Below are 22912 nucleotides of genomic sequence, written 5' to 3' on the forward strand. Positions count from 1 at the left end.
ACTACGGTTCCGGGCACGATCCGGACGCCAGCGCGTAGGGCTGGTACATGCAGCGGATGAGGGCATCGACGATCTTCAACCGTGGCGGCCATGGCGCCCTCTGCGCGCCATCCACGGCCTGCATCAGCGCCGACCCATCGTTGAGCCCGCTGCCCGCCGGCGGTGGCAGTGCAGCCAGTCGCGCGCGAATGCGGCGCAGTGCCGGCAGGTCGTCATCGAGAAACGCAATGGTGGCGTCGACGTACAGGTTCCATCCCTCCGGATCAGCGTTGCGGGGCCTGTAGGTCAGCCGCATCAAGGCGCTGGCGGGATCGCGCTGCCCTGCGTCGGCGCGTAGCTGCGCCTCATGCCAGGTCAGCTCGGTATGCCCGGCCGCCTTGGACTGTCGGCGGTAGGCGGCGAACAGGTCAGCGATCTCCAGCTGGCAGCCCGAGCGCTCGATCAGTGCGTCCCAGCCATCGCCAGGCCCGCGGTTGAACGCCTCGGGCGTCATCGCCTGCAGTCCGGCGTGATCGTCGAACCGGCAGTCGTCGGCCAGCGCCGGGGCGGAGGCGCCGGCCAGTGCCAGCAGCAGGACCACGCGGGAGAATTTCATGGGGGCTTCCTGTAGACCGCGCACACTCTAGCGCCGCAGCGGCAGCCATTGCCCTTCGCTGGCGCTGCGCCACAGCCATTCGACCGGCCCGAAGCGATGGCCACGCAGCCACCACGCGCTCGCCCACAGTTGCAGCGGGAACACCACCGCCGCCACCAGGAGCACTGGCCACAGCCCGTACTGCGGGCCGATACCCAGCCCGAAGCCGGCAAACAGCGGCACGCAGATCGCGCTTTGCAGCAGGTAGTTGCTCAGTGCCATGCGCCCGGCCGGCACGAACACGCGCAGCATGCGCTCGGCCCACGGGCGCAGATAGAGCAGGGTGAAGATCGCCGCCGCAGCAATGCCCAGCGCCAGTGGCGCAACGCGATAGGACACGCGCAGCAGGTAGCCGGGCACGCCCGCACGCAGCGCCGGCCATGCCTGTTTGAGCGCATCGGCCTGGGCATCGATCCACAGGAACACCGCCGTCAGCAGCAGGCTGCCGACGGCGATCGAGCGCAGCAGCGGCAGATGCGCCTGCGGCTGCTGCAGCAGTCCGCGGCGGCCGGCCCAGTAGCCCAGCAGGAAGCGGCCGAGCACGAAGAACAGCAGCGCCCAGTTGCTCAGCTTCAGCCATGCCGCCAGCTGCAGGTTGTGCCACCACGCCTGCGCCAGCGTGCCGTGCGCCAGAGCATCGAGCGCCATGGCGTTCATCTGCGCGCGCGGTGTGAGCAGGGCGACCCATTCGCGGATCCACGGCGACAGCAGCGGTGGCAGCAACAGGGCAATGAACACCCCGCTGGACAGCAGTGCGCGATCACCCAGGTGACGGAACAGCGGCAGCAGCAGGCCCACCAGCGCATACACCAGCAGGATGTCACCCCACCACAGCAGCACCGAATGCAGCAGGCCGATCACCAGCAGTACCGCCATCCGCCGCAGGTGCGCGGCCATGCTGCCCGGCGTATTGCTGTCCATCTGCATCGCCACGCCCATGCCGAACAGCAGCGAGAACAGGGTGATCGCCTTCATGTCCACCAGCCATTCCATGCCGGTACGGATGGCGTGGTCGAGCGCCGCGCTGGGCAGTGCCTGCTGGGCGGCCTCGGTCATCAACGCATCGAGCGAGAAGAAGCGCAGGTTGACCAGGAACACGCCGAGCAGCGCGAACCCACGCAGGGCATCGATGAGGGGTTGGCGCGGCGGGCGATGGGTCATGCCGCGCAGCGTACCGGATCGGTAGTGCCGGCCGCTGGCCGGCAACCTCATTGATGTGCAGACGCATTGTGCAGATGCCGGCCAGCGGCCGGCACTACCGCACGGGGATCAATCGCCGAGCAGCGCGGTGTTGCGTACCGCACCCTTGTCGGCACTGGTGGCCAGCAGCGCGTAAGCCTTCAGCGCACTGGTGACCTTGCGCGGGCGCGGTGCGCGCGGTTTCCAGCCGCGCGCATCGGCGTCGGCGCGGCGCTGGGCAAGGGTGGCCTCGTCCAGCAGCAGATCGATGCGGCGGGCGGGGATGTCGATGCGGATGCGGTCGCCGTTTTCCACCAGGCCGATGACACCGCCGCTGGCAGCTTCCGGTGAGACGTGGCCGATCGACAGGCCCGAGGTGCCGCCGGAAAAGCGGCCATCGGTGAGCAGCGCGCATTGCTTGCCCAGCCCCTTCGATTTCAGGTAGCTGGTCGGGTACAGCATTTCCTGCATGCCGGGGCCGCCCTTCGGGCCCTCGTAGCGGATCACCACCACGTCACCCGGCTGCACTTCGTCGGCGAGGATGCCGGCGACGGCGGCGTCCTGGCTTTCATAGACGCGCGCGGGGCCTTCGAACACATGGATCGACTCGTCCACGCCGGCGGTCTTCACCACGCAGCCATCCACGGCCAGGTTGCCGCGCAGCACGGCGAGGCCGCCTTCCAGCGAATATGCGTGCTGCAGCGAGCGGATGCAGCCTTCGGCGCGGTCCACGTCCAGGCTCGGCCAGCGCGTGGCCTGGCTGAAGGCCTCCTGGGTGGGGATGCCGGCCGGGCCGGCCTTGAAGAAGGCATGCAGGGTGTCGTTGTCACTGCGCACCACGTCCCAGCGTTCCAGCGCGTCGGCCAGGCTGGTGCTGTGCACGGTCGGCACCGTGGTATCGAGCAGGCCGGCGCGGTCCAGCTCACCCAGGATGCCGAACACGCCGCCGGCGCGGTGCACGTCTTCGATGTGGTACTTCGGCGTGTTCGGTGCCACCTTGCACAGCTGCGGGACGCGCCGCGACAGCGCATCGATGTGGGTCAGGTCGAAGTCGACCTCGGCTTCCTGCGCGGCAGCCAGCAGGTGCAGGATGGTGTTGGTGGAACCGCCCATGGCGATGTCCAGGGTCATCGCATTGGCGAAGGCGGCCTGGGTGGCGATGCCGCGCGGCAGCGCGCTCGCGTCTTCGCCGCCATACCAGCGGTGGCAGAGCTCGACGATCAGGCGGCCGGCACGACGGAACAGCGCTTCGCGGTCGGCGTGGGTGGCCAGCGTGGTGCCGTTGCCGGGCAGCGACAGGCCCAGTGCTTCGGTCAGGCAGTTCATCGAGTTGGCGGTGAACATGCCCGAGCAGGAACCGCAGGTGGGGCAGGCGCTGCGCTCGAACGCGGCGACCTTCTCGTCGGAGGCGCTGTCATCGGCGGCCACCACCATCGCGTCGACCAGGTCCAGCTTGTGCTCGGACAGCTTGGTCTTGCCTGCTTCCATCGGCCCGCCGGAGACGAACACCACCGGGATGTTGAGGCGCAGCGCGGCCATCAGCATGCCGGGGGTGATCTTGTCGCAGTTGCTGATGCACACCAGCGCGTCGGCGCAGTGCGCGTTGACCATGTACTCCACGGCATCGGCGATGATCTCGCGGCTGGGCAGCGAATACAGCATGCCGTCGTGGCCCATCGCGATGCCGTCGTCCACGGCGATGGTGTTGAATTCCTTGGCGACGCCGCCGACCTGCTCGATCTCGCGCGCGACCAGCTGGCCGAGGTCCTTCAGGTGCACGTGGCCGGGCACGAACTGGGTGAAGGAGTTGGCGATGGCGATGATCGGTTTGTGGAAGTCGCCGTCCTTCATGCCGGTGGCACGCCACAGGGCGCGGGCGCCGGCCATGTTGCGACCGGCGGTGGAGGTGCGGGAGCGGTATTCGGGCATGGCTGGCGGAACGGGCGGGCCGTACGACGTGGGAGTCGCCTGATCATGGCCAATTTTTTCGGTTGCTGCTGCAACCACCGGAGGTGGTCCGACCGGGCTGTGCCCGGCACCCGCGGTAGTGCCGGCCGCTGGCCGGCAACCTCAACAGCAACAGCTGGGCTATCCGTGGGACGGCGGGGTGGGTCCGGTGGCAGGGGACGCCGTGAACCCGTCCATGGGGGCTTGGTCGCGGCATCCATGCCGCTCACACCCCTGCCACCGGACCCACCCCGCCTTCGACAGTTGGCCGCGATCCGACCCCGATTCCTGATTGGAACGACGAAAATGAAAGTCCGTTCATCTTTCCCACTTTGCCGATTCCGGTTACTGGTCCGGATTTGGCATCATTGGGGCATTGATCCGTCGACAGGGCATGAGGCCATGAAACGTTCCCGCACCACCGCGCTGCTGCTGATGAGCGCCGCGCCGCTGCTGTTCACCGCCTGCCAGAAGGAGCCGGAGGTGAAGGTGCAGGAAGGCCTGTATACCTCGGTGGAGGCCTGCACTGAGGCCACCGGCGATCCGTCGTCGTGCCGCAATGCCTTCGCCGAAGCGCAGAAGCAGGCCGCCGATGCGGCGCCGAAGTACGCCAGCAAGGAAGCCTGCGAGAAGGACTACAAGCCGGAACAGTGCGTGCAGCAGCACACCTCGGCCGGTACTTCGTTCATCGGCCCGATGATGATGGGCTTCTTCATGTCGCAGATGCTGAGCAACCGCGGCGGCCTCGCCCCGCAGGCGCCGGCCGCTTCGCCGGCCTACCAGGACAAGAGCGCCGGTTGGGCGCGTCCGGCTCCGGGCGGCAGCGGCGGCCTGAACACCGCCAGCGGCATCGGCGCGGGCAAGGCTGGCCTGGCCCCGGTCACCAGCGAGCCGAACCGTGCGGTCACCGCCAGCCGTGGTGGTTTCGGCAACACCAGCGCACGCCGCAGCACCAGCGGCAGCTACGGCGGCTGATCGACCCATGCAGCGCATCCGGATTGCCGAGCGTGCCAAGTGGCGGGCACGCGCGGAAGAAGCGGGTTTCCGCTTCCACACCATCGACGGCCAGCCGTACTGGGATGAAAGCGCGTACTACGCCTTCACCCTGCGCCAGATCGAGCAGGACATCGAAGACCCCAGCGCCGAGCTGCACCAGATGGCGATGGACCTGGTCGGTGATGTCATCGGCAGCGAACGGTTGATGGACCAGCTGGCGATTCCGTCGCATTACCGCGACTGGATCGCCGACAGCTGGCGCCAGCGCCAGCCGCACCTCTATGGACGCCTGGATCTGGCCTACGACGGCACCGGCCCGGCCAAGCTGTACGAACTGAACTACGACACGCCGACCTCGCTGTTCGAGGCCAGCTTCTTCCAGTGGCAGTGGCTGGAAGACCAGCGCAACGCCGGTCGCCTGCCGCAGCATGCCGACCAGTTCAACGCGATCCACGAAGCGCTGGTCGAACGCTTCGGCGAACTGGCCACGCAGCTGCCGCCGCCGCTGTATTTCAGCGCCGTGGGCAGTTCGGAAGAGGACCGTGGCACCGTCGAGTACCTGCGCGACTGTGCGTCGCAGGCCGGCCTGCATGGCCAGGCCATCGCCATCGAGGATATCGGTCTGTCCGAGGACGGCCGCTTCACCGCGCTGGATGATTCGGTGATCGGCACGCTGTTCAAGCTGTATCCGCTGGAAGACCTGATGGCCGAGGAATTCGGTCGCGCGCTGCCCGGCTCGGGCGTGCAGCTGCTGGAGCCGGCGTGGAAAGCGGTGCTGAGCAACAAGGGCATCCTGCCGTTGCTGTGGCAGCGCAACGTGGGCCATCCGAACCTGCTGGAGGCGCATTTCGATGACGGCAGCACGCTGGCGTCGGGTTGGGTGCGCAAGCCGCTGTTCTCGCGCGAAGGCGCCAACATCGAGATGCACCTGGCCGATGGCAGCACCCAAAGCAGCGACGGGCCCTACGACGGCCCGGCGATCATCCAGCGCGCGCATCCGCTGACCCGCTTCGAGGGCGGCTACCCGCTGATCGGCAGCTGGGTGGTAGGCGATCACGCCTGCGGCATCGGCATCCGCGAGGACGACAGCGCGATCACCCGCGACAGTGCGCGCTTCGTGCCGCACGCGATCGTCGATGAGGCGCCGACGCGGATCTACGTCTGATGGCGGTGCGGCGCCCCCAAGGTCGACGAGGACGAATGACGCCGGTCGTAGAACGACACGGGTAGTGCCGGCCGCTGGCCGGCGCCGTTGATTCCGCGCCAACCAAGGTTGGCACCCACCAAAGCGATGCGTCGGTTGCTGCAGGGGTAGTGCCGGCCGCTGGCCGGCAACCGCCGTGGGTAGATGCCGACCTTGATCAGCGCTACGGGTTCGTGCCAACCAAGGTTGGGACTCACCAAAGCGATGCGTCGGTTGTTGCAGGGGTAGTGCCGGCCGCTGGCCGGCAACCGTTGTTGGTAGATGCCGACCTCGGTCGGCGCTGTGGGTTTTGTGCCAACCAAGGTTGGCACCTACCAGAGCAATGCGCCGGTTGTTGCAGGGGTAGTGCCGACCGCTGGCCGGCAACCGTTGTTGGCACCCACCAGGGCGATTGTTGGTATCAGAGCAGCCCTTCGCGCTTCACTGCCAGATAGCGCTCCACCAGCGCGCCGGGCAGGGCATCGGCGGTGACGTCCAGCACCATCACCTTCTCGCTGCGCAGCGCCTCATGCGCCTTCGCGCGCTGCTGCAGGTACAGCGCCGCGGCACCGGCCTGGGTGGCGTCTTCCAGCGTCTGCACCTCACCCTCCAGTGCGCCGTCCAGCTCGCGCTCGCGCAGGCTGGCCACGCACACCAGGTGGCGCCGCTGCAGCAGGCGCACCGCCGCCAGCAGGTCTTCGATGTCCTCATCGCGTACGTTGCTGACCAGCATCACCAGCGCACGCCGGCGCTGGCGCAGCGACACTTCGGTGGCCGCAGCCAGGTAGTCGGTGGCCACCGCGCGCGGCTGCAGGTCGTAGCTGGCGCGCAGCAGGTGCTCGACGGTGCCCATGCCGCGCTGCGGTGCCACCCAGCGGCGCTCGCCACCGGTGGCAAACAGGCCGGCGGCGTCGCCCTGGCGCAGCGCCAGGTAGGCCACCACCAGCGAGGCATTCAGGGCATGGTCGAAGTGCGAGAGCCCGCCTTCGCTGGCCAGCATGCGCCGGCCGCTGTCGAGCATCAACAGCAGCTGCTGGTTCTTCTCGTCCTGGTACTCGCGCGAGATCAGCTTGCGCGCGCGTGCGGTGGCCTTCCAGTCGAGCTGGCGCAGGCTGTCGCCGATGCGGTACTCGCGCATCTGGTGGAAGTCGGTGCCTTCACCGCGGCGGCGCTTCACGTGTGCGCCGACCAGCCGCGAGGCCTGGTCGGCACTGAACAGGGCGAAGCGGGTGAGCGGCACGAAGTTCGGATAGACCCGCACGTCCAGCGCCGGTGGCAGCGTGCGTTGCTGCCACCACAGGCGCCACGGCGAGCGCATGCGCAGGTGCACGCCTTCAAAGCGGAAGTGCCCACGCTGCAGCGGCTGCAGGTGGTAGTGCAACGTGGAGGCACTGCCGGCCTGCAGGCGCACGCGCTGCGGCAGCGCTTCCAGCGGCCAGCCGCCGGGGACCAGATCGAACACCTGCACCGTCATCGATTGCTCGGCCTGCAGCCGCAGCGCGGCCTCGCGGCGCACGCCCAGCGCAAGTGCTTCGGGCAGCTCGCGTTGTACATGCGGCGACGGACGCCGCGACTGGCGCCACAGATCCATCAGCGCCGGCACGGCAATCGCCAGCGCCGCCAGCGCCCAGCTCCAGCGCGGCAGCAACCCGCCCAGCACCAGGCCACCCAAGGCAGCCCAGGCCAGCAGCAGCACCAGCAGCAGCGGGGCCGGCCTCATCGGCGCGGCGCTTCCACCTTGGCCAGCAACGCGCCCAGCACATCGTCGGCGTCCTGGCCTTCGATCTGCAGTTCCGGGGCCAGTGCAATGCGGTGGCGCAGCGCGGGGCGTGCGATGTCGCGCACGTCGTCCGGAGTGACGAAGTCACGGCCGGCCAGCACCGCTTGCGCGCGCGAGGCACGCACCAGCGCGATGCTGCCGCGCGGGCCAGCGCCGACCGCGATGCCCGGCCACTGCCTCGTGGCCGCCACAATCCGCACCGCGTAGTCGATCACTTCGTCATCAACCGTGATCGCCGCGGTCGCGCGCTGCAGTTCCAGCAGCTCGCCAGCCCCCAATACACGCGGTACCTGGCTCAGGTCGAAATCGCTGGCGGCACGGCCACTGGTGATCGCGGTCACCATGCGCTTCTCGTCCTCCAGCTGCGGGTAGTCGATCAGCACCTTCAGCAGGAAACGATCCAGCTGTGCTTCCGGCAACGGGTAGGTGCCTTCCTGTTCCAGCGGGTTCTGCGTGGCCAGCGCCATGAACGGCGGCGCCAGGGTGAAGGCCTTGCCTTCGATGGTCACCTGGCCTTCCTGCATTACTTCCAGCAGCGCGGACTGGGTCTTGGCCGGTGCACGGTTGATCTCGTCGGCCAGCAGCAGGTTGGTGAACACCGGGCCGCGGCGGATCTTGAAGCTCTCGCTCTTCGGGTCGTACACCGCATGGCCACTGACGTCGCTGGGCATCAGGTCGGGCGTGAACTGCACGCGGCCGTAATCCAGCTCCAGGGCCTGTGCCAGCGCACGCACCAGCAGGGTCTTGCCCAGACCGGGGACGCCCTCGATCAGCACGTGGCCACCGGCCAGCAGTGCCACCAGGATCTGGTCCAGTACATCGGCCTGGCCAATGAAGGCGTGGCCGACGGCATCGCGGATGGCATCGACGCGTTCGATCAGGCGGGCGTTGGCGGCCGCCGGCAGCTCGGGGACTTCGGTCATAGCAGGGATCTCATCTGGAGCAGCAAGCGGATGCGCTCGCGCAGGGCGGAGGAATCGTGCGGCGGAGGGGGCGTGAGCGCGCTGGTGACGCGGCCCTGCGGCCACTTCAGCAGTTCGGCGATGGCCTGATCGCGCGGTGCGCCCTCCAGTGCGGCGGCCACCGGTGCGCGCAGGCGCAGGCGATGCAGGAACAGGGCGAGCACGGCGTCATACAGGCGCGCGCCGTGGCCGAAACGCAGCAGCAGTTCGCCGCTGGCACGCACGTGTTCCAGCAGCGAGCGACGCTCCAGCACCGGCGACGGCAGGCGGCTGCCGAAGCGTTGCGAACGGCCCCACAGCCAGCCCAGCAGGGCCAGCAGCAGCGGCGCCCACACCGGCCAGCCCAGGTAGAACACGCGCGCCCACAGCGACGGCGGGCGGCTGGCGTAGACCAGCCAGAAAGCGCCCTTGCCGTAGTTCGGATCGAGCAGGTAACGGGTCAGGTCGCGGTGCGAGAGATCGTGCAGGCCGTCGCTGGCCTTGCCCGCGGCCGACGCCAGGCGCGCCGCCGGCGAGTCCACCTCGCCGCGCATGAACTCCATGTCGGCCAGCACGCTCACCTTGCCCTGGCCATGGCGCAGTCGCGCGAACACCAGGTTGCGCTCGTTGCCCCAGCGTCGTTCGGCCTGTGCACGGGCGGCAAAGCCCAGCGTGAAGCGACGGCCGCCGCAGAATTCCACATGGCTGGGATCGTCGATGACGTGGAACGGCTGGCAGTCGCTCTGCTGGTACAGGCTGTCCACGCCCAGCTGGTCCAGCAGCGGGCCCTGCGTGCTGCTGGCGTCGTCCTCGGCCGGTGGCGGCGTACGCACCAGCAGATGGCCACCACCATCGACCCAGGCCAGCAGGGCCCTCGCCGCCGGCGCCGGCAGCTCGCTGCTGTCCTGCAGCAGCACCACCGTATCGTGCGGGCCCAGCGCCATCTGCTGCAGGTCCAGCCGCGGCCGCGCGTGCACGTCGATGCCGTCAGCGCGCAGAGCCTGGCCGAGCACGTACAGCGGGTTGTAGCCCGCTTCGCCCTGCGGCGGCAGCTGCACGGTCTCGGTCACGCGCTCGTGCGTTCGCAGGTAAAGGATCGTCAGCGGTACGCCGAACAGCACCAGCGCGCCCAGCAGCAGCGACCAGAACAGGCGTGGGCTCATGCCAGCCACCTGTACTGCTGGCGCAGGGTATCGGCCAATGCATCGAAATCGGCGCGGCTGGGCAGGCGGCCACCGTAGGCGGCGTACTGCCACATGCGCACGATGCGCGCGAACAGGTCACGGTCGGTGGCATCGGGCATGCGCCGCGACGCGCGCAGGCATTGCGCTTCGGTGGCACCGGGCGGAAGCGCGATGCCGCTGCGCTCGCCCACCGTGCGCACGCTGGCGCGGTACAGCAGGGCCAGCGCCTGCCGAGGCCGCCCCTGGTCCCACAGCAGGCCGGCCTGGGTGGCCACGTCCGGCGGCAGTACGACCGGCAGCTCCACCTGTTCTTCCACCACCTGCGGTGCAGCGTCGGCCTTGCGCCGGCCACTGCCGCGCAGCCACGGCAGCCACAGCCGCGCGGTCAGCAGCAGCACCAGCAGCAGGATGCCGAGCAGGCCCCACAGGCCCCACTCGGCCAGGCGCGCCAGCCAGGCGATGCCGGCCTTGCGGTTGCTGCGCTCGCCCTTGTTGCTGCTGTCGCCCTGTGGCGACGTATCTTCCTTCTTCTTTTCCTCGGCCTGTTCGATAGGCTTCCAGCGCGTGACCTGGCGGGTAGGGCGCTGCAGCGGATCTTCATAGGCGCGGTTCACCGCCTGGCGGAAGCCGGCGGTGTCCACTGGCGCCGCACCGAAGATCATGGCCGGTGCATTGGCCGGATCGTTCGCCGCGGTGGCTGGTTCCTCCGCGCTGTCTTCGTCCTCGTCGGCATCGTCTGCCTGCTCCGCGACCGTCTGCGCGTCCTGCGCATGCACCGGCATGGACACCAGCGGCAGGGCCAGGCACAGCAGCAGGGCCAGCGTCGACGCCGCCGGCAGCAGCCGCTCGCGCAGGCGGCGCAGGGCGATCTCCACGTCCCAGGCTTCCATCTGCGTGCGCCGGTTCAAGTACAGGCCGAAGCCGGCGCCGACGTAGAACGGCCCGATCAGCACCGACGCCAGCCAGCACGCCAGGTTGAAGCCCAGCCGCGCCCATGCAGGCGTGTCCTGGCCGATCATGTCCCATGCGGCCCGCCACGATTCGGACATCAGTTCCAGTGGCATGAACATGAACACCGCGCCGATTGCGCCGGACACCAGCACCGCTTCAAAGGCCATGCAGGCCATGGTCAGCACGACAGCGGCGCCCGCGGCACCGGCGACCACGGCGCGGCGGCGTGCGCCGCGCTGGGCCGGCGCATTGCCTTCCAGCAGGTTCACCGGCAGGCACAGGCTGCGCAGCACGCTGAAACGGCGCCAGCCCAGGTAGCCCCAGAATCCGCTGTTGCCCCAGTGACGTTGCGCGCGCAGCGCCGCCAGCGTACCGACCGGCTCGCCGAAGATGCCGCGCGACAGCACGTACAGCGGCGCTCGTTCGAACAACGGCTTGCACCACCACATCGCCAGCCAGGCCCAGCCGAACGCATCCAGCCACCAGCCCAGTGCGTTGAAGACCACGAACAACGGCGCGCTGGCCAGCAGCCAGCTGCCCCAGACCGCGTGTGCGTGGCGGCGTGACAGGGCACTGCCCAGCTCCATCGCTTCCCAGCCGCTGCGCGCGCGCAGCACCACGTCCAGGTGGTCAATGCGCATTGCCGCCTCCGCGTCCGCCGCGCCACAGCCACAGCAGCACGCCGGCCCACAGCACGCCGGCCACGCTGAACTTGCCCCACGCCGGTACTTCGGCAATCGACGACCAGAAGGCCTCGATGAAGGCGGCGACCAGCAGCATGAACGCCACGCCCAGGCACAGGCGCGCACCGATGCGGCCACCCTCGACCAGCGCATCCAGGCGGCTGCGCCGGCCGGGTGCCAGCAGTTTCATGCCCAGCTGCAGGCCGGCACCGCCGGCGATCACGATCGCGGTCAGCTCGAAGGCACCATGGCCTGCGACGAAGCGCCAGAAGGGATCACCATGGCCGATGTGCTGCAGGTGGCCGGCCACTGAACCGATGATCACGCCGTTGAACAGCAGCACCAGCAGCGTGCCCAGGCCGGCCAGCAGGCCGCTGGCGAAGGTACGCAGGGCGATGCTGATGTTGTTCAGGATGTAGTGGCCGAACATCATCCAGTCGGTGCCGCTGTCGCGCCCCAGGCGCTCGGCGGCAGGATCGTACATGCGCTCCATCTCGGCGATCTGGCGGTTGTCCATCACCATGTGGATCAGGTCCGGATAGACCTGCACCAGCACGAAGCAGGCCAGCGCCGGCAGCGCGAACATCGCCAGCGCCACCCACATGCTGCGCGCCTGGCTGCGCACCAGCAGCGGGAAGTCGGCCACCAGGAATTCCAGTGCACCGCGCCAGCGCGTCGGCGGCGTGCGGTACAGCACGCTGTGGCCCTGCTGCATCAGCTGCTGCAGGCGCTGCACCAGCTGCGGGCTGTAGCCGCGCTCGCGGGCCAGCGCCAGTTGCTGGCACAGGCGCCGGTAGCGCTGCGGGAAGGCGGTATCGTCCAGCGCCAGCGCGCTGGCCTTGCGCCGCGTGCGGCGCGAAGCACCGGCGCGCAGCAGCAGCCAGTGTTCCAGGTCCTGCCATTCCTGCTGGTAGCGGGCGACGAACTGTTCCTGCTTCATCGCCGCCCCAGCAGCCAGTTGGCCATGGCATACAGGCGCAGCACGCCGACCTGGCCGTGGGTGCCGGTCAGGGGCTCGGCAATGCCAGCCAGCTCCTGCTGGCGTGCCGCCGACAAGCGCGGCGCGCGCTCGGCGAAGGCCATCAGTGCCGCCTGTTCCTCCGGCCGCAGCGGCTGCGGCGGGGCCAGCACGCTGTCGATGGTGGGCGGAGGCGGCAGGTACAGCACCGGCGCATGCACCACCACGGTGCCGGCCACCAGGTCGCCGAGGCGGCGGCCGTGGGGATCGAACAGGCTGCTGACCAGGCCCAGTGCATAGCCGAACGGCAGCATGTCCACGGTGCGCAGCAGGTTGCGGGTGATGGCGGCCATCCAGCCCACCGGTGCACCATCGCGCGACAGCACGCGCAGGCCCAGTGCGCGCTTGCCCAGGGTACGGCCCCACAGTGCCTCGCAGACGATCGGGTAGGTCCAGTAGACCAGGAACATCAGCACCAGGTAGAGGCCGGAGCCGAACGAATCCAGCAGTACCAGGGGAATCGACATCATCACCAGGACCGCGATGCGCACGCCCAGATCCACCAGCCAGGCCATTGCCCGTGGTACCGGGCCGGCCGTCGGCAACTGCAGCGGCACACCCTCCGGCGTCACCACCTCGCGGTAGGTATCGAGCATCGGTGCGGCCATCAGTGCGATGGCCTTCGTTGTGGGCGGCGGAGTCCTCTCCGGCAGGCAGCCACAGGCATGGGGGTCTCGACAGGTCCTGGTCGGGCCCAGACTTTAGCAGAGCCGCATGGCGGCGTTGGCCGCTCAGCCCAGGTATTCGTCCTTCAGCCGCACGTAGTGGTCGGCCGAGTAGTGCAGCGACTCGATCTCCTTGTCGCTCAGCGTGCGCGCCGGGCGGGCAGGATTGCCGACCCAGAGCTCGCCTTCGCCCACCACCTTGCCCGGGCCGACCACCGCACCGGCACCGACGAAAGCGTGCCGTTCCACACGGGCGCCATCGAGGATGCAGGCGCCCATGCCGATCAGGCTGTAATCACCGATGGTGCAGGCGTGGATGATGCAGCCATGGCCGACGGTCACGCCTTCGCCGATCAGGGTCGGGTAGCCGGCCTTGTTGTACGGGCTGTGGTGGCTGACGTGGATGATCGTGCCGTCCTGCACATTGGTGCGCGCACCGATGCGCACGTAGTTGACGTCGCCGCGGATGATCGTACCCGGCCACACCGACACGTCCTCGGCCAGTTCCACGTCACCGATGACGGTGCAGGCCGGATCGATGTACACGCGCTCGCCGAGGACGGGCATCTTGTCGCGGAAGGGGCGCAGCGGGTTCATCGGTGTCTCCGGAAATCAGGGCGTTCACCGCGATGATACCCGCGTGGTCGTGCCGGCCGCTGGCCGGCAAGCTCATGGGCATGTCTGGAGTTCTGAGGTTGCCGGCCAGCGGCCGGCACTACCGGAAGCAGCTGCGGCGCTTCATGCCGGCGCGTGCTCGGCCAGCATCCGCCGGAACAGCTCATCCAGCCACGCCGCATCACCGTGTCCAGCGGGCAGCTGAGGCGCCTGCGCAGTCCGGATGGCCAGTTCACGATCGATGAAATCGCTGATCGCCGCGATGCGTGGTCCGGCACTGATCTCGGCACTGGCGCGTTTAACCGCCAGCAGGGCATCAATGGCTTCACGCACCGGGCCGTGCGTCAGCAATCGGTTCAGCAGATCCTCGAAGGCCATCGGCGGGGGGGTCTGTTCGTGCTCGATCCACTGGCAGGCCAGCAGTGGGCGCAGCACGTACAGGTACTTCTTCGTGCGTACCGTTTCGCCACGCAGGTAACCGCGATGGTTCGAGCGCGCCATGCTGAAGTAGTGCCACCACGTGCCCAGTGGTGAATAGAACGACTCAGCTGCCTTCCAAAGCTGCGACACGGCGGTGTGATCCTGCTGGTAGATGAGCGGCGAGCGCAGCCATTCAATCAGTGTCGGATTGGATTTTGAAACCAGGCGCAATGCCTTGCGCAGGTCCCAGCCGCTGACATCGAGCTCATCGTCGATCGGCAGCTCGATCACGTCCCGCTGCGCATCGCCCGGCCCGGTGTTCTCGTTGACGGTGAGATACCACGGCTGGCGATGCACGTAGATGAAGCGTGCATCGTAATCGCTGTCCGGCGAAGAGAAGCCCCAGCCACGGCTGCCGGACTCGCAGGCCAGCAGAACGCGCACGTCGTGGCGCCGTTCGATGTCGGCGAGGCTGGAAAGAATGGCGGCGCGCTTGTCCGGCGCGATCGGGTGGATGTCGTCCATGCAGTCGTGATTCGTTGATGTCGAGCGTGCTCGACTGTAACGCAGGTGCGCACCGGTAGTGCCGGCTAGGGTTCGTAGCTGTAGCCCATCCCGTATACCGAACGGATCGGCTCGCCTTCCATGCCGGCGTCAGCCAGCTTGCGGCGCAGGTTGCGCACGTGGCTGTCGACGGTACGGTCGACCACCACGCGGTGGTCCAGATAGAGGCGGTCGAGCAGTTCATCGCGTGCCCAGATCCGGCCCGGCGTGGCCAGCAGGGTGCGCAGCAGGCGGTACTCCACCGGCGTCAGGTCCAGGCCCTTGCCGTTCCAGGTGGCGCGTGCCGCCGGCTCGTCGATGTGCAGGCCGCTGTTGGCGCGTGCGGCGGGGTCCGGGCGATAGCGGCGCAGCACCGCCACCACTCGCGCGACCACCTCGCGCGGACTGAACGGCTTGCAGATGTAGTCGTCGGCACCGATGTCCAGGCCCAGCAGGCGGTCGATCTCTTCCACCCGCGCGGTGACCATGATCACCGGTACGTCGCTGGCTGCGCGCAGTTCGCGACACAGGTCCACGCCATCGCGCTGCGGCAGCATCAGGTCCAGCAGCACCAGGTCGGGCTGGTAGCGCGCGAACGCGTCGATCACCTGGCCGCCATCGTCCACCCATTCGCTGGTCATGCCGGCGGCCGCCAGGTAGTCACGCAGTACCGAGGCCAGGCGTGGCTCATCCTCGACGATCAGGATCTTCGCGGACGCAGCGGGGGACGTGCTCATGCAGACTCCGGCAGGGTGATGACCACGCGCAGCCCGCCCAGTGGCGAGGGCTCGGCGTGGATGTGGCCGTGGTGGGCGAGGATGATGTTGTGGCTGATGGCCAGGCCAAGCCCGCTGCCGCCGCTGGCACGGTTGCGCGAACTCTCCACCCGGTAGAAGCGCTCGAACAGCAGCGCGCATTTGTCGGCGGGTACGCCCGGCGCGGTGTCTTCCACGATCAGCTGCACGCCGGCAGGTACGCGCGCTGCCTGCACACGTACGCGGCCGCCGGTATGGGTATAGCGCAGCGCATTTTCCAGCAGGTTGGCCAGGACCTGCTGCAGGCGTCGCTCGTCGCCGGACACCTGTAGCGGCGTGGCGGGCAGCGCTTCTTCCAGGGCCAGCCCCGCCGTGGTGAAGCGCACGCGCATGCCATTGAGCTCGCTGCGCAGCAGTGCCACCAGGTCCAGCGGGGCGAAGCGGTAGGCCAGGCCTCCGGACTGGGTCATCGACAGGTCGTGCAGGTCGTCGATCAGTTTGCCCAGCTGGCGGATCTCGCCCTGCAGGGCACCGAGGTTGGCGCGGTCCAGCGGGCGGATGCCATCTTCGATCGCCTCCAGTTCGGCGCGCACCACCGCCAGCGGCGTGCGCAGTTCGTGCGAGATGTCGGCGATGAAGGCGCGGCGGTTGCGCTCGGTGTCGTCCAGCGCCTGTGCCATCCGGTTGAAGTCGTTGACCAGTGCATCGAGCTCGTCATCGCTGGTGCGCTCGATGCGGGTGGCGTAGTCGCCAGCGGCGAGCCTGTGGGTGGCGGCGGCCAGCTTGGCCAGGCGCTGGCGCAGCGCGCGCGACACCAGCCAGGCCAGCAATACCGTCACCAGCAGCAGCGAGATGCCGATCACCCACCATGCGCGCATCTGGGTGTTGTAGAAATTCAGGTCATTGGTGGCGATGACGGTCTGGAACGGCACCATGCCCAGCCAGCCGACGGTGTGCCCATCCAGCTGCACCGGATGCGGATCATCATCACTGGTGGCATCGGGGTTGCCGGCCACGAACCGATGCTGCGCATCGAACAGGCCCAGCCGCGAGGGAACGCCGGTCTGGTCGGACAGCGGCGGCACCGGGCCTTCGTGCCCATGGGCCAGGTCCGGGCGCAGCAGTCGCGCCCAGCGGTCACTGTCACCGCGCAGATGCTCCCAGCCGCCGTGCGCGCTGTACTCGCGCTGCAGGTGCGGCATCAGGCGCTGCATGCGCAGGTCGCCCTGGTCGTTGAGGTAGTCCAGGAAGCCGGTCTGGAACGCCACGCGGCTGGCAATGCCGTTCACTGCCAGCACCAGCAGGCAGGCGGTGAAGATCGCGAGGAAGGTCTTCGCGGTCAGGCCGAATTTGAGTCGAATCTTCGCCATCGCGGGGGCCATTAGCGGCGCATGCGGCGCCGAAAGCAAGCGCCAGCTGAGCCGGTCGCACAATCTCCATATTCTCTGCACAGTTTCACGGCAGCGTGCGAGGGTCAACGAAAGGCCCCCACGCCCCCCATGTCACTCCTGCGTCCGCTGTCCCGCTCCCCCCGTCCGCTGTTGTTGCCCCTGCTGCTGGCCCTGGCGGCCTGCTCGGCGGGCCGGACCGAGGCCCCGGCCACCCCCGAAGTGGGCGTCATCACCGCCAGCGCGCAGCCGCTGGCACTGCAGCAGACCCTGCCCGGCCGGGCGGTGCCGTTCGAGGTATCCGAGGTGCGGCCGCAGATCGGTGGGCTGATCCGCCAGCGGTTGTTCACCGAAGGCCAGCAGGTCAAGGCCGGCCAGCTGCTGTACCAGGTCGATCCGGCGCCGTACCAGGCCGCCTTCGATACCGCGCGTGGCCAGCTGGCGCAGGCCGAGGCCACCGTGCTGTCGGCGCAGCCGAAGGCCGAGCGCACCCGCACGCTGCTGGGCATGGATGCGGCCAGCAAGCAGGACGCCGACGATGCCACCTCGGCACTGAAGCAGGCACAGGCCAATGTGATCGCCGCGCGCGCCGCATTGCAGGCCGCCCGCATCAACCTCGACTACACCCGGGTGACCGCACCGATCGAGGGCCGCATCGGTACCTCCAGCGTCACCGCCGGCGCGCTGGTCGCCGCCGGCCAGGACGCGGCGCTGGCGACCATCCAGCGGTTGGACCCGGTCTATCTGGACGTCACCCAGTCCAGCACGCAGATGCTGGCGCTGCGCAAGCAGCTCGATGCCGGCCTGGTGAAGGCCATCGATGGCAAGGCGCAGGTGAAGGTGCTGCTGGAGGACGGCAGCACCTATGCCCATGAAGGCACGCTGGAGTTCGTAGGCAGCGCGGTCGATCCGGGCACCGGCAACGTGGTGCTGCGTGCGGTCATTCCGAACCCGGACGGCCTGCTGCTGCCGGGCATGTACCTGAAGGCGGTGCTGCCGATGGCCACCGATGCGCGCGCGCTGCTGGTGCCGCAGAAGGCGGTGGTGCGCAATGAACGTGGCGAGCCGCTGCTGCGCCTGCTCGACGCAAAGGATCGCGTGGTCGAGCGGCGGGTCAGCACCGGCCAGGTGGTGGGCAACCAGTGGCAGATCACGCAGGGCCTGAAGGCCGGCGAGCGGGTGATCGTCAGCAACGGCAGTGCGGTTTCGCTCGGCCAGCAGGTGAAGGCGGTGGCGGCCACCACCGCGCAGCTGGCAGCAATGCCCGCGATCGACCCGAACGGCAACACCGACGAAAAGTCGCACTGAGGCCTGCCGCGCATGGTTCGTTTCTTCATCGACCGGCCGATCTTTGCCTGGGTGATCGCCATCGCGGTCAGCCTGCTCGGCCTGCTCGCGATCCTGATCCTGCCGGTGGACCGCTACCCGCAGATCGCCCCGCCCACCATCACCATCCGCGCCACCTATACCGGTGCCTCGTCGCAGACCGTGGAAAACGCGGTCACCCAGGTCATCGAGCAGTCCCAGCAGAGCCTGGACCACCTGATGTACATGACCTCCACCAGTGCCTCCGACGGCTCGGCGCAGGTCAACCTGGTGTTCGCCACCGGCACCAACCCGGACACTGCACAGGTGCAGGTACAGAACCAGCTGCAGGCGGCCATGGCGACGCTGCCGCAGGCGGTGCAGCAGAACGGCCTGACCATCACCAAGTCCAGTGGTTCGATCTTCGAGGTGCTGTCGTTCACCAGCGAAGACGGCAGCATGGACAACTTCGATGTCGCCAACTTCATGGAAGCGCGCATCGACGACCAGATCAGCCGTGTCAGCGGCGTCGGCAACATCCAGCCGATCGGCCAGGAATACGCCATGCGTATCTGGCTGGACCCGGAAAAGATGCGCCAGTACGCACTGATGCCGTCGGACATCGAGACCGCACTGCAGGCGCAGAACACCGACGTGTCGGCCGGTGAACTCGGTGGCCAGCCGGCGCTGAAGGGCCAGCAGCTGGACGCGACCGTGACCGCGCGCAGCCGCCTGCACACCCCCGAGCAGTTCGCGCAGGTGGTGCTCAAGGCCGATGCCAATGGCAGCGTGGTGCACCTGGGCGACGTGGCGACGATCGGCCTGGGGCCGGAGAGCTACGACAGCATCAGCACCTTCAACGGCAAGCCGTCGGCCTCGCTGGGCATCGAGCTCAATGCCGGTGCGAACGCCATCGCCGTGTCCAAGGCCATCGATGCACGGCTTCAGCAGCTGCAGAAGTACTGGCCGCATGGCTACACCGCCCACGTGGCATTCACCACCACGCCGTTCGTGACCATCTCGCTGAAGGAAGTGGTGATCACCCTGATCGAGGCGATCGCGCTGGTCGTGCTGGTGATGTACCTGTTCCTGCAGAACTGGCGGGCCACGCTGATCCCGACCATCGCGGTGCCGGTGGTGCTGCTGGGCACGTTCGGCGTGCTGGCGGCCTTCGGCTATTCGATCAACACGCTGACCATGTTCGCGCTGGTGCTGGCCATCGGCCTGCTGGTGGACGATGCCATCGTGGTGGTGGAAAACGTGGAGCGGGTGATGACCTTCGAAGGGCTGGCACCGAAGCCGGCCACGCTGAAGGCGATGGGCCAGATCACCGGTGCGCTGGTCGGCATCGTGCTGGTGCTGACCGCAGTGTTCCTGCCGATGGCGTTCTTCAGCGGTGTCACCGGCGTGATCTATCGCCAGTTCTCGGTCACGATTGCCGCGGCGATGATCCTGTCGGTGCTGGTGGCGATGACCATCACTCCGGCGCTGTGCGGCAGCATCCTGCACCAGATTCCCAAGGGTGGCCATCCGCATGGTGACCACGGCGGCGAGCCGAGCCTGCTGGGCAAGTTCTTCATCTGGTTCAACCACCGCTTCGAGCGCACGTCCAACGGCCTGCGCCATCTCGTGGATGGTTTCCTTGGCCGGCGCACGCTGGGTGTACTGTTCTACCTGGTGCTGAGCGTGGCCACCGGCCTGCTGCTGTGGCACCTGCCGGGTGCATTCCTGCCCGATGAGGACCAGGGCATGCTCAACGCGCTGGTGAAGCTGCCAGCCGGGTCCACCCTGGAGCAGACCCGTGCAGTGATGGATCGCCTCAGTGCCGCCGCGGTGAAGGACGACAGCGTACTGTCGATCCAGGCCACCGCCGGTTTCAGTGTCACCGGCAGTGGCCAGAACGTCGGCCAGGCCTTCATCCGGCTCAAGGACTGGGATGACCGCAAGGACGATGCCGATACCATCGCCGCGCGCTTGACCGCTGCCATGGCCAGCGTGCCCGATGCGCAGGTGTTCATCACTTCGCCACCGGCCATCCTTGGCCTGGGCGATGCGGGCGGTTTCACCCTGGAACTGCAGGACGAAGGCGGTGCCGGCCATGCCGCCGCCGTGGCCGCGCGCAACACGCTGCTGAAGGAGGCCGCCAAGGATCCGAAGCTGGTCAACGTGCGTTATGCCAGCCTGGAAGACGCGCCGGTGTACGCGGTGAAGGTGGACGACGCGAAGGCACAGGCCATGGGCGTGAATCCGCAGGACATCAATGACACCTTGAACGCAGCGCTGGGCGGCGACTTCGTCAACAACTTCATCTACAAGGGCCGCATCAAGAAGGTGTTCATCCAGGGCACGGCCGAAGCACGCATGCAGCCGCAGGACATCGAGCGCTGGAGCGTGCGCAACCAGGCCGGCCAGATGGTGCCGCTGTCGTCGCTGGTCAGCGCCCACTGGACCAGTGCGCCGGCCGCATTGCAGCGCTACAACGGCGTGTCGGCGATGGAAATCACCGGCCAGCCAGCGCCGGGCGTCAGCTCCGGTGAGGCGATGGCCGAGATCGCGCGCCTGGCCGACACACTGCCGGAAGGCTTCAGCCACGCATGGTCGGACATGGCCTACCAGGAGCAGCTGTCAGGCAACCAGGCGCCCATGTTGTACGCCATCTCGCTGCTGTTCGTGTTCCTGTGCCTGGCCGCGCTGTATGAAAGCTGGGCGGTGCCGTTCGCGGTGATGCTGGCGGTGCCGGTGGGCGTGTTCGGTGCCGTGCTGATGATGAACCTGCGTGGCCTCAACAACGACGTGTACTTCCAGGTCGGCCTGCTGACCACGATTGGTCTGGCCGCGAAGAACGGCATCCTGATCGTCGAGTTCGCGCGCATCCTCGAGCAGCAGGGCAAGCGCACCCGCGAAGCGATCCTGCAGGCGGTCTATCTGCGGCTACGGCCGATCGTGATGACCTCGCTGGCGTTCCTGATGGGCGTGCTGCCGCTGGTGTTCGCCACCGGCGCCGGTTCGGCCGCGCGCCGTTCGTTGGGTACCGGCGTGGCCGGTGGTACGGTCGCCTCGATGGTGCTGGGCATGTTCTTCGTGCCGTTGTTCTACCTGCTGGTGCGCCGCATGTTCCCGGGCCGCGCACCGGCCGAAGCCACTGCCGCGGAGGCAAGCCCATGAAGCCGATGCTGCTGCGCGCCCTGGCGGCCGCAACGATGACCACGGTGCTGGGTGGCTGCGTGAGCATGGCACCGCACTACCAGCGCCCCGAGGCGCCGGTGCCGGCGCAGTTCGGCAATGCCGCCACCGGCGAGGCCGGGCCGGCACTGGCGATGCCGGCCTGGCGCGAGGTGTTCCTGGAACCGCGCCTGCAGCAGGTGATCGCGCTGGCGCTGCAGAACAACCGCGACCTGCGCGTGGCGGTGCTGCAGGTGGAGAAGGAACGCGTGCAGTACCGCATCCAGCGCGCGGCGCTGCTGCCGTCGGTGGATGCCAGCGGCAGTGTCACCCGCGCGCGGGTGAGTGATGCCAACAGCGAGATCGGCGTCAGCCAGGTAACCGAATCCGATGCCGTGCAGGTGGGCATCAGCAGCTGGGAGCTGGACCTGTTCGGGCGCATCCGCAGCCTGAAGAACGAGGCCCTGCAGAACTGGCTGGCCAGCGCCGAGAACCAGCGCGCCGCGCGCACCAGCCTGGTGGCCGAAGTGGCTACGGCGTGGCTGGCGCTGGCGGCGGACGAGCAGTCGCTGGCGTTCACCCGGCAGACCCTGGACAGCCAGCAGCAGACCCTGCAGCGCACCGAGGCCCGCCACGCACAGGGGTTGGCCTCGGGCCTGGACCTGTCGCAGGTGCAGACCAGCGTGGAAGCCGCGCGCGCTGCGCTGGCCAGGCTGCAGACCCAGCAGGCGCAGGATCGTGATGCGCTGCAGTTGCTGGTGGGTACGCCGCTGGACGCGGCATTGCTGCCCAGCGCGCAGGCACTGGACGGCACCGTGGCGTTGGCGCCGTTGCCGGCCAACCTGCCGTCAAGCGTGCTGCTGCAGCGCCCGGACGTGCTGTCTGCCGAACACGCGCTGCAGGCGGCCAATGCCGATATCGGTGCCGCGCGCGCCGCGTTCTTCCCGACGCTGACGCTGACTGCCAACTACGGCCACAGCTCCACCGCGTTGTCGACGCTGTTCTCGGCCGGCACCCGCGGCTGGTCGTTCGCGCCCAGCATCACGGCGCCGATCTTCCACGCCGGTGCGCTGAAGGCCTCGCTGGATGCCTCGAAGATCGGCAAGGACATCGGCATCGCCCAGTACGAGAAGGCGATCCAGCAGGCCTTCAGTGAAGTGGCCGACGCGCTCGCCACGCGCGATCACCTGGCCACGCAGATGGACGCCCAGCGTGCACTGGTCGCCGCCAGCCAGCGCAGCTACACGCTGGCCGATGCGCGTTACCGCACCGGGCTGGATGGCTATCTGCAGGCGCTGGATGCGCAGCGCAGCCTGTTTGCCGCGCAGCAGGACCTGATCGCCCTGCAGCAGCAGGAGGCGGGCAACCGGGTGACCTTGTTCAAGGTGCTGGGCGGTGGCGCCGACGCACGGTAACGCGTTCGTTCCGGTAGATGCCGACCTTGACCGGCGCTGTGTTGTTCATCCACGCATGGCGTGGATCTACTGCATTGCTGCACGCGATCCGCTCTGGTAGGTGCCGACCTTGGTCGGCACGAATGCATGCAGCATCGCGATATGAAAA

The 22912-nt window shown here is 68.3% G+C and carries 18 protein-coding genes; 5 read left to right on the forward strand and 13 right to left on the reverse strand.

Annotated features, from left to right (window positions below; translation table 11 throughout):
- Position 1: 1 nt before the first annotated feature.
- From BKE09_RS12275 to ilvD, 3 genes are all read right to left on the reverse strand, one after another.
- A complete protein-coding gene (locus tag BKE09_RS12275) occupies positions 2-595 on the reverse strand; it encodes a hypothetical protein (RefSeq protein WP_075675900.1) in 594 nt (197 codons plus the stop codon).
- A 27-nt stretch (positions 596-622) separates the two neighbouring features.
- Positions 623-1795 (reverse strand): DUF418 domain-containing protein, encoded by a 1173-nt coding sequence (locus tag BKE09_RS12280; protein WP_170871744.1) that lies wholly within the window; start codon positions 1793-1795, stop codon positions 623-625.
- A 108-nt stretch (positions 1796-1903) separates the two neighbouring features.
- Entirely contained in the window at positions 1904-3742 is a 1839-nt protein-coding gene (gene ilvD, locus BKE09_RS12285) for a dihydroxy-acid dehydratase (protein ID WP_075675902.1), read from the reverse strand.
- 420 nt (positions 3743-4162) lie between these two features.
- Here ilvD and BKE09_RS12295 point away from each other — a divergent pair, with 420 nt between their 5' ends.
- Together BKE09_RS12295 and BKE09_RS12300 are read left to right on the forward strand one after the other, a co-directional pair.
- Positions 4163-4735, forward strand: a complete 573-nt coding sequence (locus BKE09_RS12295; protein ID WP_014038869.1) for a DUF1190 domain-containing protein — start codon at positions 4163-4165, stop codon at positions 4733-4735.
- Between the two features lie 7 nt (positions 4736-4742).
- Positions 4743-5921, forward strand: a complete 1179-nt coding sequence (locus BKE09_RS12300; protein ID WP_075675903.1) for a glutathionylspermidine synthase family protein — start codon at positions 4743-4745, stop codon at positions 5919-5921.
- A gap of 439 nt (positions 5922-6360) precedes the next feature.
- Here the strand turns inward: BKE09_RS12300 and BKE09_RS12305 are convergent, their stop codons facing one another.
- The 10 genes from BKE09_RS12305 to baeS all read right to left on the reverse strand — a co-directional run bounded on the left by BKE09_RS12305 (position 6361) and on the right by baeS (position 16876).
- Positions 6361-7659, reverse strand: a complete 1299-nt coding sequence (locus BKE09_RS12305) for a DUF58 domain-containing protein (RefSeq protein WP_075675904.1) — start codon at positions 7657-7659, stop codon at positions 6361-6363.
- Positions 7656-8642: a MoxR family ATPase gene (locus tag BKE09_RS12310; RefSeq protein ID WP_005411535.1), complete on the reverse strand. Its 987-nt coding sequence runs from the start codon at positions 8640-8642 to the stop codon at positions 7656-7658. Before BKE09_RS12310 ends, BKE09_RS12305 begins: the two co-directional genes overlap by 4 nt.
- Positions 8639-9823 carry a DUF4350 domain-containing protein gene (locus tag BKE09_RS12315; RefSeq protein ID WP_075675905.1) on the reverse strand — a complete coding sequence of 395 codons (1185 nt, stop codon included), beginning with the start codon at positions 9821-9823 and terminating at the stop codon, positions 8639-8641. Before BKE09_RS12315 ends, BKE09_RS12310 begins: the two co-directional genes overlap by 4 nt.
- Positions 9820-11436 carry a DUF4129 domain-containing protein gene (locus BKE09_RS12320; RefSeq protein WP_075675906.1) on the reverse strand — a complete coding sequence of 539 codons (1617 nt, stop codon included), beginning with the start codon at positions 11434-11436 and terminating at the stop codon, positions 9820-9822. Before BKE09_RS12320 ends, BKE09_RS12315 begins: the two co-directional genes overlap by 4 nt.
- Positions 11426-12418: a stage II sporulation protein M gene (locus BKE09_RS12325; protein ID WP_049444197.1), complete on the reverse strand. Its 993-nt coding sequence runs from the start codon at positions 12416-12418 to the stop codon at positions 11426-11428. Before BKE09_RS12325 ends, BKE09_RS12320 begins: the two co-directional genes overlap by 11 nt.
- Entirely contained in the window at positions 12415-13104 is a 690-nt protein-coding gene (locus BKE09_RS12330) for an RDD family protein (RefSeq protein WP_075675907.1), read from the reverse strand. The genes BKE09_RS12325 and BKE09_RS12330 overlap by 4 nt, the downstream gene beginning before the upstream one ends.
- 123 nt (positions 13105-13227) lie before the next feature.
- Positions 13228-13758, reverse strand: a complete 531-nt coding sequence (locus BKE09_RS12335) for a gamma carbonic anhydrase family protein (RefSeq protein ID WP_075675908.1) — start codon at positions 13756-13758, stop codon at positions 13228-13230.
- 141 nt (positions 13759-13899) lie between these two features.
- Positions 13900-14721, reverse strand: a complete 822-nt coding sequence (locus BKE09_RS12340) for a nucleotidyltransferase domain-containing protein (protein WP_075675909.1) — start codon at positions 14719-14721, stop codon at positions 13900-13902.
- Between the two features lie 65 nt (positions 14722-14786).
- The gene (locus BKE09_RS12345; protein WP_075675910.1) at positions 14787-15476 is read right to left on the reverse strand and encodes a response regulator; all 690 of its coding nucleotides are present in this window, start codon (positions 15474-15476) and stop codon (positions 14787-14789) included.
- Positions 15473-16876: a sensor histidine kinase efflux regulator BaeS gene (gene baeS / locus BKE09_RS12350; RefSeq protein WP_075675911.1), complete on the reverse strand. Its 1404-nt coding sequence runs from the start codon at positions 16874-16876 to the stop codon at positions 15473-15475. Before baeS ends, BKE09_RS12345 begins: the two co-directional genes overlap by 4 nt.
- Positions 16877-16993: 117 nt before the next feature.
- Between baeS and smeA the strand changes: the two genes are divergently transcribed.
- Genes smeA through smeC form a run of 3 tightly spaced genes read left to right on the forward strand, consistent with a single transcriptional unit; the run spans position 16994 to position 22764 of the window.
- Entirely contained in the window at positions 16994-18190 is a 1197-nt protein-coding gene (gene smeA / locus BKE09_RS12355) for a multidrug efflux RND transporter periplasmic adaptor subunit SmeA (protein ID WP_014038856.1), read from the forward strand.
- Positions 18191-18202: 12 nt separating this feature from the next.
- Positions 18203-21352 carry a multidrug efflux RND transporter permease subunit SmeB gene (gene smeB, locus BKE09_RS12360; protein WP_075675912.1) on the forward strand — a complete coding sequence of 1050 codons (3150 nt, stop codon included), beginning with the start codon at positions 18203-18205 and terminating at the stop codon, positions 21350-21352.
- A complete protein-coding gene (gene smeC / locus BKE09_RS12365) occupies positions 21349-22764 on the forward strand; it encodes a multidrug efflux transporter outer membrane subunit SmeC (RefSeq protein ID WP_075675913.1) in 1416 nt (471 codons plus the stop codon). The genes smeB and smeC overlap by 4 nt, the downstream gene beginning before the upstream one ends.
- Positions 22765-22912 lie beyond the last annotated feature (148 nt).

Source organism: Stenotrophomonas sp. TD3 (assembly GCF_001939825.1).
Lineage (GTDB): Bacteria > Pseudomonadota > Gammaproteobacteria > Xanthomonadales > Xanthomonadaceae > Stenotrophomonas.